General features: G+C 59.6%; 14 protein-coding genes and 2 pseudogenes. 10 read left to right on the top strand and 6 right to left on the bottom strand.

What is annotated here, in order from left to right; all coding sequences use genetic code 11:
• Positions 1-1,161 (bottom strand): TDT family transporter, encoded by a 1,161-nt coding sequence (locus tag U1H99_RS27725; RefSeq protein WP_145646837.1) that lies wholly within the window; start codon positions 1,159-1,161, stop codon positions 1-3.
• Between the two features lie 202 nt (positions 1,162-1,363).
• Between U1H99_RS27725 and U1H99_RS27720 the strand changes: the two genes are divergently transcribed.
• The 4 genes from U1H99_RS27720 to U1H99_RS27705 all read left to right on the top strand — a co-directional run bounded on the left by U1H99_RS27720 (position 1,364) and on the right by U1H99_RS27705 (position 5,476).
• Positions 1,364-2,344 (top strand): malate dehydrogenase, encoded by a 981-nt coding sequence (locus U1H99_RS27720; protein WP_323144864.1) that lies wholly within the window; start codon positions 1,364-1,366, stop codon positions 2,342-2,344.
• A gap of 163 nt (positions 2,345-2,507) precedes the next feature.
• Positions 2,508-3,794: a SorA family sulfite dehydrogenase catalytic subunit gene (gene sorA, locus U1H99_RS27715; RefSeq protein WP_323144863.1), complete on the top strand. Its 1,287-nt coding sequence runs from the start codon at positions 2,508-2,510 to the stop codon at positions 3,792-3,794.
• Between the two features lie 10 nt (positions 3,795-3,804).
• Positions 3,805-4,449: a SorB family sulfite dehydrogenase c-type cytochrome subunit gene (sorB, locus tag U1H99_RS27710; RefSeq protein ID WP_323144862.1), complete on the top strand. Its 645-nt coding sequence runs from the start codon at positions 3,805-3,807 to the stop codon at positions 4,447-4,449.
• A 76-nt stretch (positions 4,450-4,525) separates the two neighbouring features.
• Positions 4,526-5,476: a LysR family transcriptional regulator gene (locus tag U1H99_RS27705; protein WP_141839173.1), complete on the top strand. Its 951-nt coding sequence runs from the start codon at positions 4,526-4,528 to the stop codon at positions 5,474-5,476.
• A gap of 117 nt (positions 5,477-5,593) precedes the next feature.
• On the opposite strand, the pseudogene U1H99_RS27700 reads toward U1H99_RS27705, so the two are convergent.
• Positions 5,594-6,025 (bottom strand): annotated as a pseudogene (locus tag U1H99_RS27700) (NAD(P)H-dependent oxidoreductase); the annotation flags it as partial.
• Between the two features lie 1,156 nt (positions 6,026-7,181).
• Between U1H99_RS27700 and U1H99_RS27695 the strand changes: the two are divergent.
• The 4 genes from U1H99_RS27695 to U1H99_RS27680 all read left to right on the top strand — a co-directional run bounded on the left by U1H99_RS27695 (position 7,182) and on the right by U1H99_RS27680 (position 13,255).
• Positions 7,182-8,855: an ankyrin repeat domain-containing protein gene (locus tag U1H99_RS27695; protein ID WP_323144861.1), complete on the top strand. Its 1,674-nt coding sequence runs from the start codon at positions 7,182-7,184 to the stop codon at positions 8,853-8,855.
• Positions 8,856-8,910: 55 nt separating this feature from the next.
• Positions 8,911-9,594: a Dag1 family anti-phage DNA glycosylase gene (locus tag U1H99_RS27690; RefSeq protein ID WP_323144860.1), complete on the top strand. Its 684-nt coding sequence runs from the start codon at positions 8,911-8,913 to the stop codon at positions 9,592-9,594.
• 835 nt (positions 9,595-10,429) lie between these two features.
• A complete protein-coding gene (locus U1H99_RS27685) occupies positions 10,430-11,248 on the top strand; it encodes a hypothetical protein (RefSeq protein ID WP_323144859.1) in 819 nt (272 codons plus the stop codon).
• A gap of 546 nt (positions 11,249-11,794) precedes the next feature.
• Positions 11,795-13,255, top strand: a complete 1,461-nt coding sequence (locus tag U1H99_RS27680) for a competence protein CoiA family protein (protein WP_323144858.1) — start codon at positions 11,795-11,797, stop codon at positions 13,253-13,255.
• A gap of 33 nt (positions 13,256-13,288) precedes the next feature.
• Here the strand turns inward: U1H99_RS27680 and U1H99_RS27675 are convergent, their stop codons facing one another.
• From U1H99_RS27675 to U1H99_RS27665, 3 genes are all read right to left on the bottom strand, one after another.
• On the bottom strand, positions 13,289-13,711 hold the full coding sequence (locus U1H99_RS27675) for a hypothetical protein (protein ID WP_323144857.1): 423 nt from the start codon (positions 13,709-13,711) through the stop codon (positions 13,289-13,291).
• A 279-nt stretch (positions 13,712-13,990) separates the two neighbouring features.
• Positions 13,991-14,161 carry a hypothetical protein gene (locus U1H99_RS27670; protein WP_323144856.1) on the bottom strand — a complete coding sequence of 57 codons (171 nt, stop codon included), beginning with the start codon at positions 14,159-14,161 and terminating at the stop codon, positions 13,991-13,993.
• Positions 14,162-14,172: 11 nt separating this feature from the next.
• Positions 14,173-14,886 (bottom strand): hypothetical protein, encoded by a 714-nt coding sequence (locus U1H99_RS27665; protein ID WP_323144855.1) that lies wholly within the window; start codon positions 14,884-14,886, stop codon positions 14,173-14,175.
• Positions 14,887-14,889: 3 nt separating this feature from the next.
• Here U1H99_RS27665 and U1H99_RS27660 point away from each other — a divergent pair, with 3 nt between their 5' ends.
• Positions 14,890-15,042 (top strand): hypothetical protein, encoded by a 153-nt coding sequence (locus U1H99_RS27660; protein ID WP_323144854.1) that lies wholly within the window; start codon positions 14,890-14,892, stop codon positions 15,040-15,042.
• A 38-nt stretch (positions 15,043-15,080) separates the two neighbouring features.
• Here U1H99_RS27660 and U1H99_RS27655 read toward each other — a convergent pair whose 3' ends face one another.
• The gene (locus U1H99_RS27655; protein ID WP_323144853.1) at positions 15,081-15,362 is read right to left on the bottom strand and encodes a hypothetical protein; all 282 of its coding nucleotides are present in this window, start codon (positions 15,360-15,362) and stop codon (positions 15,081-15,083) included.
• A 941-nt stretch (positions 15,363-16,303) separates the two neighbouring features.
• Between U1H99_RS27655 and U1H99_RS30235 the strand changes: the two are divergent.
• Positions 16,304-16,408: pseudogene (locus U1H99_RS30235) on the top strand (hypothetical protein); the annotation flags it as partial.

The following is a 16,408-nucleotide window of genomic DNA, read 5'->3' as shown; positions in this document are numbered from 1 at the left end:
TCACGGGCGCTGCAGCGAAGCAATACAAGGCGAGACGAACAGCTTGCCCTGGTAGGCGCCATTCGCCGTGCGCCACGCGACCACCAGCCACAGCATGGCCAGCACCGCTACGAGCAGCGCGCCGGCGATGTCGAAGAACAGCGAATCGAATACATTGGCAAGCCGCAGCGTGGTCACGGCAAATACGCCGAGCGGAAATGTATACCCCCACCAGCCAAGGTTGAAGGGTACCGCGCTCCGGAAATAGCGGCAGGTGATCAGTGTCGCGAGCAGCATCCACCACAGGCCCAGCCCCCACAGGAGCAGTGCGCTCACGACCCCCAGGCCGTATGCGACCCGGCCGACCTCTTCCATGCCGAACAGGGCGAACGTCGCAGGCGCATCCGCACCGAGCACCAGCATGCCTAGGGAGCCTGTACCCACCGGGCCCAGGGCCAGCCAGCTCGATGCCGCCATGCTTTCGTGCGGCAGCTTGTGCAGCGCCATGCGCAGCAGCAGGATCGCGAGGATGCTGAGTGCAACGGGCACCGAATAAGCCCAGAGCACATAACCCGTAAGGAGCACCGTGAAGCGCGCCGCGCTGTCCTGCAGGTGCGGCACGAGCAGGCCTGCGCTGGCGGCCGCCACTTCGGCTGCGACCACGGGCAGCAGCCACACCGCAGTCATCTGGTCGATGCTGTGTTGCTGGCGGGTGAACATCAGGTACGGAATCAGTACGCCGCAGGCCAGCGCCATGGCGACGTCGATCCACCACAGGCATTGCGCTACCGCGACCGCGGCCTGCCCCCAGCGCGCCACGCCGAACCCCAGGAAACCGTTGATGATCGTCGCCAGACCCATCGGGATGGTGCCGAAGAACATCGATACCGTCGCGTGCCCGAAGACTTGCTTTGCCTCGTCGAAGAACAACAGCCAGCGCGCGCCGTACATCGCGGCGAACACGACGAACAGCAGGATGTTGAGCAGCCAAAGGCCTTCGGCAAGCTGATGCAGCCCGAAAACGGCATAAGGGAATTGTGCGAGAGCGAGCGCGAGAATGCCGGTGCCCATCGTCACGGCGAACCAATTCGGTGTGAATTGCCTGATTGCTTCAATCGGACTGCTCAATTGCCTTAAAGGCTTGAGGCCCGACGAGGTGGCGATGATTTCGCTGAAAGACATGGCTCTCCAATTTTGCATATAGCGCGCAGCATGCGCTGGCAACCGTAGCTTAAATCGAAATGCCTAATTCATGAAACACGACGGACAGCACGAACATCAAGCTGATATTTAGCTTGATAATACTTATTTTATTCGTTTTACAGCTATTCCCCGGCTCAATAAACTGAGGTTGTAACTTTCACTCAACACTATTGGAGCGCACATGAAAACCCCGACTCGCATTGCCGTTACCGGCGCCGCAGGCCAGATCGGCTATGCCTTGCTTTTCCGTATCGCCAATGGTGACCTGCTCGGCCCCGATCAGCCTGTCATTCTCCAGTTGCTCGACCTGCCACATGCCGTGGGCGCCATGCGTGGTATCGACATGGAGTTGCAAGACTGCGCGTTTCCACTGCTGCAGGAAGTCCTGGTGACCGACAATCCGGAAGTCGCCTTCCGCGACGCCGACATCGCCATTCTTGTCGGCGCACAGCCGCGCAGCAAAGGTATGGAACGCAAGGATTTGCTTGCCGCCAATGCAGGGATCTTCGCCACGCAAGGACGCGCCCTGAACGCGGTTGCCAAGCGTGACGTCAAGGTACTTGTCGTCGGCAATCCCGCTAATACGAATGCACTAATCGCCATGCACGCGGCGCCGGACCTTGATTCTTCCTGCTTCAGCGCGATGATCCGGCTTGACCACAACCGCGCCCAGGCCATGCTGGCGCTACATCTGGACAAGAGTGTCGACAGTATTTCGCAATTGATAGTTTGGGGCAACCACTCGCCCACCATGTACGCCGACTACCGCTTCGCCCTCGTCGACGGCCAATCCGCCTCGTTCGCGCTGCGCGACGCGCGCTGGAACCGTGAGGTCTTCATCCCGACGGTGGCGCAGCGCGGCACAGCCATCATCGAAGCGCGCGGCCAGTCGTCCGCCGCATCGGCGGCCAATGCCGCGATCGACCACGTACGCGATTGGGTGAGGGGCAGCGGCGGGCGCTGGGTCTCGATGGCGCTGCCGTCGGACGGCGGGTATGGCATCCCGGAAGGCATCTTCTTCGGCGTGCCGGTCGTCTGCGACGGGCGCGAGGCAAATCGTATCCGTGGCCTGGACATCAATACCTTCGCGCGCGAAAAACTGCAGGCGGCAGTCGATGAATTGGTGCAGGAGCGCGACGCCATTCGGCATCTGCTGGACTGACCTCCGTAAATTGTCATCCCCGGTACGGAATTTACAAAAATATCAGGTTGAATTCCGACTTTTAATTTATCCAGCAATTTTGTAGAAATAATAATGCAACGTATATTAGGCTGACCATCACGCCGGGAACCCGGCGCCCGGCCAATCACAGGAGACAACAGCCATGACAAGAAGATCAGGCGACGACACCGCCAAACCTGCAGGTCCCCACGGTAGCGCGCGCCCCTTCGAGGGACGCCGCCGTTTCATTCGGCACACTGGCTTCATTGCCGCTGGGTTGGCCGCCGCCCCGGGCGCCAGCCTTGCCGCCATCGCCAAGGACGAAGGGGTCTCGTTTGCCGATGGCCCGCGCGAACTGGTCAGTTATCCGCAAAAGCGTCCCTTGATCCGCGTCACGACCCGTCCGCCGCACCTCGAAACACCGTTCGAGGTCTTCAACAACGGGGCGATCACGCCCAATGACGCGTTCTTCGTGCGCTATCATCTGGCGAACCTACCGATGTCGATCGATCCTGAGACCTACCGGCTCGAGGTCAAGGGTGCGGTAAAGCGCAGCCTGAGCTTGTCGCTTTCCGAACTCAAGGCGCTGGGAGAGCCTGTCGAAGTCGTGGCTGTCAACCAGTGCTCCGGCAACAGCCGCGGGTTCTCGTCGCCGCGCGTCTTCGGTGCCCAGTTGGCAAACGGCGCCATGGGCAATGCGCGCTGGGTCGGGGTGCCGCTCAAGACAGTGCTGGAAAAGGCCGGAGTCGGCGCCAATGCACGACAGGTGATGTTCAACGGCCTGGACCAGCCTGTGCTGCCGTCGACCTCCGATTTCAGGAAAACGCTGGACATCGAACACGCGCTTGGCCACGACGTACTCCTGGCCTGGAGCATGAACGGCCAGGACATCCCTTACCTGAACGGCTATCCTCTGAAGCTGATCGTTCCCGGCTATTTCGGCACTTACTGGGTCAAGCACTTGTCCGAAATCGAGGTGCTCGACAAGCCTTTCGAAGGCCACGATGCCTTGTTCATGACGACGGCCTATCGCGTGCCAGACAATGACTGCCTGTGCGTGGCGCCCGGCACCACGCCGTCCAGGACCAGGCCGATCTCGACCCTGCCGGTGCGCAGTTTTATCACCAGCGTCACCAGCGGCGGCGTGCTGCCCGCCGGCCGTACGGTCCAGCTCAAGGGTATCGCTTTCGACGGCGGCGCGGGCATCAAGGCCGTGGATGTTTCGATCGATGGCGGCAAGACCTGGCGGGCGGCGGAACTCGGCGCCGACCTCGGGCGTTATTCGTTCCGCGAGTGGCGCCTGCCGGTAAGCTTCGCCGCACGCGGCCAGACTGTCCTGATGGTAAGGGCCACCAACCGTGCCGGCGAAGTGCAGCCGGCGGACCCGACCTGGAACCCGGGGGGCTATCGCCGCCATGTGATCGAATCCTACCCCGTGACCATCGCCTGAGGACGCGCCCATGAAACGAATCGAATCCTTCTTGCCTGTTTTCCTGCTCGTTGCAGGCATGGCCGCGCCGGCGTACGCCGAAGTTCATACACTGAAGCTTCCTGCCGAGACAGCGCAGCTCAAGTCGTCGCGCCTGCCCGGCTATGTCATCGCCACGCAGAAATGCGCTACCTGTCATTCCGCCGATTACATCAAGTACCAGCCGCCAGGCATGACGCTTACCCAATGGACCGGCGAAGTCGGCAAGATGCAGCACATGTATGGCGCCCCGCTCGCCGATGACGACGTCAAGGTCATCGGCGCCTATCTCGCGGTGACCTATGGCAGCGCGAAGGAAGCCGATTTGCCAGCCGAACTCAGGCTCGCGTCGGCATCGGGCGCTACGAAGCCGGCGGCGGGAAAGGATCCCGACGTGCAAGCGCTGCTCGCTTCCAACAATTGTCTGGCCTGCCATGCAATCGACAAGAAGATCGTCGGGCCGGCTTACCATGAGGTGGCCGCAAAATACCGCGGCAATCCCGGAGCGCAAGCCCTCCTTGAAAAAAGCATCCATGGCGGCAGTTCGGGCAAATGGGGACAGGCGGCGATGCCGCCCTTCCCCCAGCTCAAGCCCGAGGAATTGCGTGCGCTGGCCGATTTCGTTCTGAAGCAATAGGGAAATGCGCAGCGTTTTGGCAAGCGGCGTGGTTTCAATATAATTGGGCGTCAGCACAACTCGACGCCCGCCAACGATGCGCCTCTCCCTTCGCCAGCTTCAGATCTTCCTCGCCATCGCAGGATCGGGCAGCACCACGGCAGCGTCTCACCAGGTGGCCTTGTCGCAATCCGCGACCAGTGCAGCCCTCAACGAGCTCGAGGCGATGCTCGACGTCCAGCTGTTCGACCGGGTCGGCAAGCGCCTGCTCATCAACGACAACGGCCGCCTGTTGCTGCCCCAGGCGCGCCAGATGCTGGACGCAGCGACGACGATCGAACGCCAGTTCGCCGAGCAGAACAGCTTGACAGGCCTCGGCCTGCATCTCGGAGCCAGCACGACGATCGGCATCTACCTGTTGCCGGCGATACTGGCGGAGGCATTCGCCGCGTCGCCCCAGGGCCCGCCTCGCGTCACCATTGCAAATACGTCCGACATCGCAACGGCGGTCGCGAATTTCGAGCTGGATCTCGGCTTGGTGGAAGGGCCATGTCATGACCTGCAGCTACAGGTCGAACCGTGGATAGCAGACGACCTTGTGGTGGTTGCCGCCGCCGGCCACCCGCTGCTTACCGACGGTGCCGCCAGCGACGGGACCGTGTCCTTGCAGGCCTTGCGCAACGCCGGCTGGCTACTACGCGAACCCGGTTCGGGAACCCGTGAGGCGGTCGAGCAGGCGCTCGTCCCTCACCTGCACAGCTTGCGCTCGGCAGGCGAATTCAGCAACGCGGAGGCGATCAAGCATGCGGCCGCGCATGGACTGGGGCTGGCCTGCCTGTCCCGGCTCGTGGTCGAGGATTTCCTCGCGAGCGGTCGGCTGGTAGTGGTACGAACCTCGCTGCCCGCCCTCAAGCGCAACTTCTTCATCATTCACCACAGGAACAAGGTGCTGTCGACCAGACTCCTGGGCTTCCTGGCTTTGTGCCGCACGACGGCAAGCAGGCGGGTGCGGCGCAAGCTTGCGGGCCAGGCCCATGAATATGGTTGACGCTGCACCTCGAGCCAGATCGAAAAGAGGATGACTTACGCGGTATCGACCTCTGCTATCGCTCCCAGATGAACTTCAGGTAATTGTCGTCGAAATACGCATCCTCCCGCAGTCGCCTCATATTTTCTGGATCTGACGGTTGATGGCTTTCAGCGCTTTTTCATTACGTTCGCTGTACCGGTTCGTCAGGTAGTCCGTCCGCACACGCATCAGCAGCGTTATCTTGAACAGCTCTTCCATCACGTCGACCACGCGGTCATAGTAGGCGGACGGGCGCATGCGGCCAGCGTCGTCGAACTTCTTGTAGGCCATTGGCACCGAGGACTGGTTCGGGATCGTGAACATACGCATCCAGCGTCCCAGCAGGCGCAGGGTATTCACCACATTGAAGGACTGTGAGCCGCCGCATACCTGCATAACTGCCAGCGTGCGTCCCTGGCTCGGCCTGATCGCGCCCATCTCCAGCGGAATCCAGTCGATCTGGTTCTTCATCACCGCGGTAATCGCGCCATGACGCTCAGGACTACACCACACCTGGCTTTCCGACCATGAGGGCTAAGTCGGCGGAGAAGTTCCACTTTTACTTCATTTCTCCGGCGAGTTTCACTTTTACTTCATAAGAAGTTTCACTTTTACTTCATCGGACGCCCCCGTTCTGTTGGCTCGATGCGGCGATCGGTTATCGCGGTTGACGCGCGGCTTGTACCGGCGGTTTTACCACCTCCGGCTGACGATGAAGCCGAAAACTGCCGTTGGGCTCGGCTTCCCTGCCAACGCGGGGGCAGCAGTTCCAGGGAAGTGCGCTCCTGGCTGACTCTGTGCCGCCCATGCGCGGTCACCCCAGGCTTGAGGTCCCGCCCTCGGGTGGCGACTACTGCTACTCGGGTGCAGCACCGCATACGCCACCGCAAAGCCGCCGTCGTCAACCCGGGTAGAAGCGGGAAAATGCTAAGTCTTGCCGTCTCAGACGAGAAGCACGACAAGCAGCCCGTCGCCAAACACCTCACTATCTTTATGAACGCCAGGCAGGCAATCGATCCTTCAGTCGAGGCGACATGGACGGGCGGGGCGCGGCGCGATTGACAAAAGCAATGCGCTTCTCGGGGTCTACCTTTTTTTACGCAACCTTGGCCAACTAGTGGGACGATTTCGCTGGGTCGGGGCCTGCGCTGGAGCGGGGACCTGGCAGAATTCTCGATGCAGAACCAACTTTTCGGAATGAGGTCACCGCGTTCGTTCATGTGGCTGCTGGTTCCTTTCGTTTCGTTTCGTTTCGTTTCGCAGACTGACCCTATGGGGTGCGGGCGTCCGTGCCATCTCGTGCGGCACTTGCCGGATAAGGTGGGTAGATAGCATGGCGACAGCGATGCATTGAATTCGCCGACGGATTGCGGAAGGCGCTCACCGTTACCTAGCCAGCAGAGGGCCAGGCGGGTACACTCGTGCCAAGAATCGCTTACTTCGAGAGGCAACGTGATTCGATACCGCCGTCGTTTGGCGATCGTTAAATAAATTGCGGTGGTTCCATCTAGACTCCCCTTCGTCTCTACTACATCAGCTCGTGATAAAGCAATACTCGGCACTAATCAATCCCAAATTCACACCATTCCAAATTAAATACTTGGACGGGATCGACACCGTCAGGATCGCGGAACCCGGCAGGCAGCACCTCGTAGAAGCGTATCGCATGCTTCGAGGTGGGTATGTGGGAATCGTCGACCTGATCAACCCGCAAAGCCGAGCATGGCTACAACTTGTCACGTTCGACGAAGGCAAGAACGTGGGTATTGCTGCGAAGGCGCACCCTGATGACGCAAAAGTCCTTTACAGCGAAAGCCGGGACCTCAGGGTCGAAGACATGTTACTGATATGCGAAGCATTCATGCGTTCAGGCGATGTGGCGACGAGCGGATTCGCATTTAGTGATAGCGAATGGGATGAACGCGACGATCTTGTTCCGTCCGCCCCGCTCGCGTTCGTGGTGGCCCCACCCGACACCGTGGCCGAGCCGGATGACGAGCCGGACTGTCCTGAATTGTCTCCACAGGACATTGTCGACGAGTGGATAAAAGCTTCGCACCACTTTGACGACGAGATCGTCCGGCTGGCCTTATCGTCCGGTGCTAGTCTCAGCACCAACACGACAACGCCCGCGCTCATTCATCTTGCCCAATGTGGCGCGCATCCAGACGTCATCGATCTCGTGATGTCGCTTGGTGAGGACCTCGCTGCGGTGTATGACGGCGGCACAGCGTTATGGCATGCTGTGAGCACACGTCACTATGCATTCGCGGATGCCCTTCTGCTGCGTGGTGCAGATAAGGCCGAAGCACGATCCAGCGTACATATTCGGGCTTGGCAAAAGCGTGAGGTTGGCCAGCGCATCCTCGACGATATTGCACGCGGCGACGAACACGCCGTGTTGGCCTATCTCGAGAATCGATCCCCCAGACATGTCGCGCTTGACTTGGTGGTCCAAGCGATTAAGGATGAACGCCTTGCGATCCTGGTCCATCTCCTTGCCGCCAAACGCGAACTACACCTTATGCGCGCGGGTCTGGAAAGCGTGTGGCGACTCGCAATGGGACTACGGGACGTGCGTTATGTCGAGGCGCTCATCAAATACGGTACTTATGAAAGCGTCACGTCGCTACCCGAATATGGGCGTTGCTGTAGCTTGAGCGCGAGTCCCGAGACGTTGTCGTTCTTGTTTTCGAACGGGTACAAGCATGACATTCGCGCTATGTTTTCATATCTGATTCGCTCGAGGCGTGACCGAAGCCTAGCGCTACTGCCTGTTTTTCCAAATTCGTATTTCATCGGGCTCCCACCGGAACACGTTGGAAATGCTCTCCTCAGTTTCAGTCAACATGCGCCAGAACGGATCGATCATCTGTTGGATCACAATGACTATGCGGCGCTCCTCCATTACGTGTTTGACGGCACAGGCCATCCCGACGGGCTGATTCTTGGCCCCCTGATTCTCGACGGCCTTGGTCCTATCGCCACACAATCCTCATGGCGCGAGCGCGAGCCAGCACGCGTTTGGGAAAAGTACGATGAGCTTCGCGCGCTGGCAGGAGGTTTAATCGATCTTGACGTCCCGGTCGTCATGCCTGCATACGCCAGAAAACAGCGTTTCAAGCATGCTCGACGCCAGTACGAAATCCTCAACGAAGCAGTTCGCCGTGGCACTATAGATGAGGAGTCAATCGCGTACGATGTGTCAACGAAGTTCATTGACCACGGCTACGCGTCTCTCACCGCTGCGCAACAACAAGTCTTTCATGCGCACGTAGCGCCCATTTTTGCGAACCTAACAATGCGGCCCAGCCACTGGTTTTTAGATCCTATACAGGACCGTTTTGTTTGTGAATAATACAAACAAACTGGTTGGGCTGTCGGTCCACAGGCTGGAAGAAAGGGAAATTCGCATGCTAAAAAGAATCACGCCGGCGCTGATCGACAAGATGAACAAACGCCATACTACCGAAGGCGGCACCGCCATCAACGACAAGCTCGACCTCCTTTTTTCGACTTTCCCAGACAACACCTGTCTGAATGACGTGCAGGTCAAAGTGGCGGTCCTCAACACCATTTACAACACCTCGATCCAATATATCCGGCCGGTCGCGGAGAAGATCAACGCCGAATTCAAGGCGTTCGCCAAAAGCAAGAAGGGCATACAGGTCTCCCCCATCGATATGGTAGACCGTATCGCGACGGCCGAGTGGGACCGCAAAGAGCGCGGCGGGTTGGTGATGCGCACGAACCTCTCGTTTGCGTCCAAATACATGCATTTCGAGAGCAAGCGTGACGTGCCGATCTACGACAGTTACATTTGGATTGTAATGAACGGCTATCTGCACGCGGCCGGCGACCGTGTGACGTTCGGCGTACCGTGCAACTATGCTGACTTCTATGCACGTTTCCGGCAATTCCGGCAACGATTCGAATTGGACCGGTATTCGAACTACCAGATCGACAAATTCCTCTGGCAGTACGGCAAGGCGGAGATCAGCGCATACCGCAAGGAAGGACTTTCCCAGGCAAAGGCGAAAGCCCGGCTCCAAACCCAGCTGCTTAAGGCACCGCTCGGCTCAATGCCGACGGCATAACGGATAAGCGAAACCGGTGCTAGGACCTTGAGAACGACTCGCACTGAAACACCGCTTGCGCTCATTGCCCTAGGTGGTCAGGGGTGAGAGACCCGAGGTTCACAGAATGGCGTTTCACTTTTGCTTCATCTCTCCGACGAGTTCCACTTTCACTTCATAAACAGTTCGACGTTCACTTCATCGGACGTCCCGGCCAGGTTATCTGTACCCTGCCGAGAGAATGCGGCACGCGCTGGGCCGTCGCGCGCCGGCGGTGCGCCGCATCCAGACGCCTGCGTCATCGGCGGCCGCTGCGCGGTTGACCGGCGCCCAGTTCGCGCAACCGCAACCTTGCCGCCAGCCGCGCGTGCCTAGGCCCAGTACCCAGATAGCAAGGTGGCGTTGGGATCGCCGCCCGTGGCCTAGCACGCGCTCGTCCAGGGATAAACTGCATCGGCCCGTCAAGGACGCTCAGCTGCCGTCGCAACCCGTCAACATCCCAACAGGACCGCGTCACACGTGAATCTCGGCGGCGCGATGTCACCGCCGTGCAACGTCGATCCGCGGCCGCGTTCCACCAGCATCCTGCTTTAGTTTCCTATATGAAATATTTTTGGTAACATGCCAATGTGCGCGCCGGGACAGTTCCACCTGCTGCGGCGCGACGCGTCGGCATCCCTAGACTCACCGAACGCAGGATGCCGGACGGCAGACACGCCGCGCCAGCATTCGGCACCCGCTAGCGGCGGTAGATGCTCGACGTCCAGGTCACCAACACTCAACCCACGGCGCTGTTCCAATGGCGCCCGCTGCACGACACCTGCGCCTCCGGGCGTCTATCCATAAGGTCACTAGCATGAATCGCATCGACATCGACGATAAAACATTCCGCCAGTTCGAGGACTATCGCGCGGACGAAGACGGCTCGCGAGCCCTCGGACGTCTGATCCGGTTTTCCGCCAAAAAGCAACAGGAAGAGGCCGAACGTCTGGCCATCGTGATCCTGGAAGCCCACTGGTTTGACTTGGACGACAATCCGGGCCAGGCGTCGAATGCCCCCTTTCTCGAAGGCGTCTGCCGACTGGCCGACAACGCAAAAAGCTACCGGCTGAACTTCTACGACGCCAACAGTTTCGGGCATGCGTTGGACGCCATCGCGACCATTTCCGAAACCAGGATCATTCTGTATATCGGCGCACACGGATCGAAGGCCAAGGTCGCAGCGGCCCATGCGACGACCCTCATGAAGAAGGTCGCCGATTTCTCCCGTAAAAAAAAGAAAATCGAAGGGATCGTGTTGAGCTCATGCCTGGCCGGCGGCCATGATCCGGCAATGGTGGAGGCGCTCAGCGGCAGCAGCAACTGGATCTTCGGTTATCGTACGGCTGTCGACTTCCTCGGCAGCATCCAAGTCGAATCCGCCATCCTGGCACACCTTGCAGCGGCGGGCCCCGGCTTTTCCCACAGCGAGGAGGACGTGGTCGAGGTCTTCGGCAACGCCCTGCACTGCTTTAATCCGCATTGGGAAATCGGTATGAAACAGTATCCGCGTCTCGTCGATGCGTTCCGACTGATCACACGTGGCAAACACATGAAGAACGTGACGGACCGCTCGCAAGGGGTCATCGACTGCGCATGGCCCCAACCCGCGCCCCCTGTCCAGCGCCAACCCTAGCCGCCTAGGTCGGTAATCCACGCCGGCGTCATTCCACTATCGGCTACATCAGCCCGGTACAGTTTGAAAATCTAAAATGCCCCTAACGGAAGTGTCCGTATCGATGGGGGAAGGCCAAAGGCATCGTGCAGCTCTTGGCTTGGCCAGCGGCAATCGGATTTTTTGTACTCGGGGTCGTGGTAATCAGGAAGACGTTTGCAGAACGTGTAGTCTTCTATAGGCATTACAGGCACTGATCAGCCGCCGTCTCAAAGTTGGTTAGTTCATCGCTGGTCGTTTTCGAACAGGCTGCCTTGGCCTTAGGGTCAAAAGAAAGTCGCACTGACAAGAGGCGGCAACGGCACTCCGTTAGCAAGGTGACCCACCTTTCGTGCGGGTGTAAAAGGCAGGCATCTCGCCAAGGTCGACCGGCGACTTCCGTACCCATTTTGATGGTGTTAAGGTTGCATTAGAAAAACTGAATTACTTTGCTTGCATTCCATGATCGCAAACCAACAGCACGCTGGCGAGGGGATCCCTTTTGGCCGAAGGATCGAGGACGGCCGCATGTACGAGCCGCGCCAGGTACCGCTCGGGAAGAAATGCGGGTGCATCTGCCCGGCTTGTTCCTTCCCTCTGTATGCAAAGCATTGCGAATCCGGCAAGCGCGCGCCGCATTTCGCGCATGCGCCTGGCTCGGCGTGTGAGTCCGGTACCGAAACATCGCTTCACCTGGCAGCCAAACAGCTCATTTACGACCGGAAGGGATTTTTGTTCCCAGAGCTCACAGCGACGGTGGAGGTGTCCGACGCTTTCTCATCCCTTCACCGGGCGTCCCAGAGCTTAGCCGCCGCCGCCTACCGAGAGCTTGGGAAGGTCCAGCTGGAGCAAGCCGTTGGGTCAACCCGTCCAGATCTGCTGGCTGAAGCCGCCGATCTTGGCAAGGTCGCGATCGAGATCGCCGTCACCCATTTTACCGACGAAGAGAAGTTGAAAAAACTGCGTAGTCTCGCCCTTGCCGCGGTCGAAGTCGACCTGTCAGGGATACGTGAGGCTACGTTTGACGTCCTGAATTCGCTGCTTTTTGAGAATGGTAGCGTCACCGTCTGGCTCTTCCATCCTGCGGTCTCGGCGGTCGAGGACGAGCTGCGTCAGTCGTTGGCGCCTGTGTTGGCTGAAAGCCAGGCACGCAAAGTCGAGGAGGTCGCTAGGCAACTGGCACGTCACACAGCGGCGATGCGGGAGCGCGAATTGGAGCGCGAGCAGAAGCGGACACGCCTTCGGGTGGAACAGATCAGGAACCGGGAGGAGCGCGCGGAGCAAACTCAGAAAGAGGAGCAGCAGCAGCGCAAAACAGCGCTCTTCAAAAACGCACTTGAGGCCGAAAAACGCGAGATCCTCCGTCGCTGGCTCGGTGGTGCGGATCTCCCGGCTTTGCTGAGCGTGCCAACCGGTTGCCCGGGGGTTTTCGGGGTGTCAGATCCTCACGTATGGCAAACAGCCCTTTTCGCAGGCCTGATACATAAACGGGCCGCACGAGGGAAGTACTTGCTGACTTTAGAGACCGCAGTTAGCTGGATGCGGGAGCGATTCGAGTCGGATGATTTCCATCCTGAGAGCGAGACGCTGGCAGTACGCGATTACCTGAACACGATGGTCGATGAAGGTGCCCTGCTCGCACGTCACGAGTCATACTATCTGATTGGAATCGCGGATTTGTCCGCCTACGAAACGCTTCGATGTCTGCAGGCGGGGGAAGAACTCCCGGTCTACGCGATGGCCGAGTGTGTATGTTGGGTCGACGAAGACAAATGGCCCACAGCCAATCAGCCTACAGTTATGGCAATGGCGATGAGCCCTCAGCAAACAATGACAAAAAGCTGGTACAAGCTGTCGACCCTAGAACCCAGTGCCCGCGCGGCCACGCCATACCGAATCTGCGAATGGGGTGCGACACTGGGTATAGACGAGGCCATGACTTTCCAGTACCTGGTGCGCACCGGTTACGTTCGGCTCAAGGACTATTGAGCCGATCACGGCCCCGGCCGCGTCAATCTTTCCCTACCGCTTGGCGCGTTTTGCCGGCGCGTCGGGTACAGCCACCAGCTCCGCCGGCGCCATAGCAGCCTTCATCGCCGCAGCAAGTTCCTGCTCGGTCGGTGGGTATTCGTCGTACCAGTCGTAGCTGTAGACACGCTCGCGTGCGCCGTCCAGCGCCTTCGTGTCCAGGGGAATGTCCTGACCTGGTGTGCTACGGCCTTTGCCCACGACGATCGACGTCAACGGAGGCAGACCTTGCTCGATGCAGTAGAAGGCGATGTGCCCGAGGATCTTGTCGAGCACGCCCACTGCCTTCTTCTTGTACATCTTCACCGACAAGCCCTCATAGGTCAGCGTCTGGCGGTTCATCGCCGCGCCTACGAGGATCACCCATGCCTGGAGGGCGCGGGCGGGGTGCTTCGAAACTGGGTTGAACTGGGCCATGGAGATCCTTGCGGCGGCTGCCGGTCGCTGACGAGCGCGAGGCGCGGTTGCTGTATCGGAACATGGTACCGCAACACAGCCGCGCGATCGGGGAAATTCGGTCTGGGTCTGCACCAGGTGGGAAATTGAGCTGGCTGTGTCAGGCCCGTGCCTGACATCGACTTGGGCGGCCAGCGAGAGGTACTCCTCGAAATCCGCGATCTCCTGGCGGGAATACCCATGAAGGCGGGAGAACGATTTCCAGTCGTCGCACTGGTAGGCGAGGCGCTGGTCGGCGGTCTAGGTTTCTGGCTTGCTGATCTTCTCGGCGCGAGCTGTACGCTCCAGGAGCTCGATGAAGCGCAGGACCACCGGGTCTTGCCGGTGTTCGTCGACCAGCGCCAGGCTGTCGAGGTCGAGCGGGCGCATGGTGTCGCCGTAGCGTGGGGCGGCCGGGTCGATCGGAGGCATGCTGGGTCGCGTCATAATAAGCCTGGCGCCCACTTCACGGTACCAAAGCGCAGCGGGCGCGGGCCGCTCGTCAGCGCGTTGCGCTGAGCATTCCACCAATGCTGGTAGATCGCTGGATCCGGAATCAGGAACTGCAGGTCACGGCCGGTACGGCTGCCCCTGACAAAAATGGTGGTGAACATCGCAGCTGCGTACATCATCGGCTTCGGTGCCGCCGGCCGTTCGCTCGGGTCGAGGAAATGGAACCACGCTTCCCAGACGGCTTCGAAGTCGTCTGCCGTGAACGGGTACCCGCTGCGCCATTTCGATAAATTGCGGGCCAGGTGCTCGCATCCGGCCAGCTCGAACCATCGCTTCATGTCTTTGGCGGCTGGCACCGCGGATGGCCACTTGCGGCCAGGGCTTTCACGCAAGACGCGCATGCATGCGGCCGCGTCGAGTAGGCGGCGAAACGGGTAGTGGAAGGCGTCACGGACAATGGGGCTGGTAGTCTGGACTGCGAAATCAATCCGAGGATGCGTGCGGGGCATCAGGCACGTGAAGATCGATGTCGCCTCGATGTTGGACAGGTATTCGGCGCAGAACTCCAGGTCGAGTATTGCGAGGAGCTGGAGCTGTGTGTGCAGCGCCAGCACCGCCACTGGCAGGTCGAGGTCAGCCCATGCGGTGGCCGCCTGCAGCTGGCGCCGGATCGTGTCCGCGTCGGTGCCAGCGTCCGGGTTCATGAAGTGTTCCTCCTGCAGCCATTTCGCCCCGAGCAGGGTCTGCACAAAGCCCAGAATGTCCTCGTTCTGACGATGGACGGCAAGCGCCTGCTCCAGAAGGTCGATCTCGCGCGAAAGCTCCAGGAAGGCGGGGAAATGGTCACCGCCGTTTTGTAAGCCCAGGGCGAAGCTGCTCAGCGTCCCCGGGCAGGCCTTTATCGCGGTCGCGAACGCGTCGCGCTGCTCGGGCGTCCATTCTCGCCGGCCGGCTGGCCAGGCTTGCCCTGGGCCTTTGCGGCACCCTTTGGCGCCGGTGGCGGCGGCGCAGTCTCCGCATTGGCGCGCTTGTCAGCAGTGCTTTGCAGACGGCGCACCCAGTCTTTCTGCTCGCCGCCATTGTCGGCCGCCGTACTGCCTTGCACCCTTTTCACAACGTCCTTCGTCGTGGGCGTCTTCACCGCAGCACTCTTCGGCGCTGCCTTCGTCTGCTTGTTCATCGCTCTCTCCTCGTGGTTGCGCCGCACCTGCTGGCAATCCGCACATTCTGCGCCAGCTGGCCGGCCGCGTTATTCCGAATTTCGGAAAGGCTCCAGTCCAAGTCAGCGCCATCGATCAGGCCCGAATAAACTGCAATTAACGGTCGGTTCACGGTGGTGGGGCAGTGGCTCAAGGGTATGCCCAGACTGTGGTGGAGAAAACTGTCGTGCAATCCTCGGATCGCTCAAGAATTTCTCTTGAAAATTATGACGTTTCGCACTCGTTGGAACGCCTCGGTTTCCACAAGCGATAACTGTTAATAGCTCTCGGAAGTAATTCTGTTAGATCGAAGCCATTGCGACTCATAGGAAAAACCCGCGTGCAAGCGGCGCCCAAATCACAAATTTCGTTTCAAATTTCGGAAGTAAAATTGGTACTTCGCTGCGTCGTGTACTAATTTGGACGGATCAGTGCCGAATCAGACTCGACAGGAGAGTGGCTAAGCGTAATACAAACCAAGGATGGCTTGAAGTAAATTTGTTAGAAAGATGCGACCGGCTTATCTCGCAAATTTACTTCCGAAAACCTAACAAAATTACTTCCGAGCGCTTCTCGGCCTTCGGGCCGTTTTTTACGTCGCTTCCTTTCGATGATAACGCTTATTATCATCGAAGCGTTTATGCTTGTTTTGGCCGTGAAACAGGGTTAGGATGGTGCTTTCATTTACCAGCCTCAGTCGGACGACCATCGTGTCCAGCGCCCACCGCCATGCCCGACACGCCCGCGCCGCAACCTCAGCAGCTTGACATCACCCTGGACATCGTGCTGGCCGCCGGCCTGAACGATCTACTAGATGCCGATTCGACGCCTGATCCCGGCGCCATGCACAGCATCCTAGCACAGGCCGCCCGCGACGCCGAGTCCGCCGCCGACATGACCAGGGGCGCGGGCCCTGCGTTTCATGGCCGGTATCAGTTCCATGATGCTGGAGCCGGATACGCGCCCGACGCCATTCCTGCCCATGGCCACCTGGTCCGACGGCACGCGCACCATGCTCCCCGAAGAC

It is taken from the genome of Massilia phyllosphaerae, assembly GCF_034659755.1.
Taxonomy (GTDB): Bacteria; Pseudomonadota; Gammaproteobacteria; order Burkholderiales; family Burkholderiaceae_D; genus Telluria; species Telluria phyllosphaerae.
The sequence above is the reverse complement of the archived record's forward strand: the minus strand, read 5'-3'. Positions and strand labels throughout refer to the sequence as shown.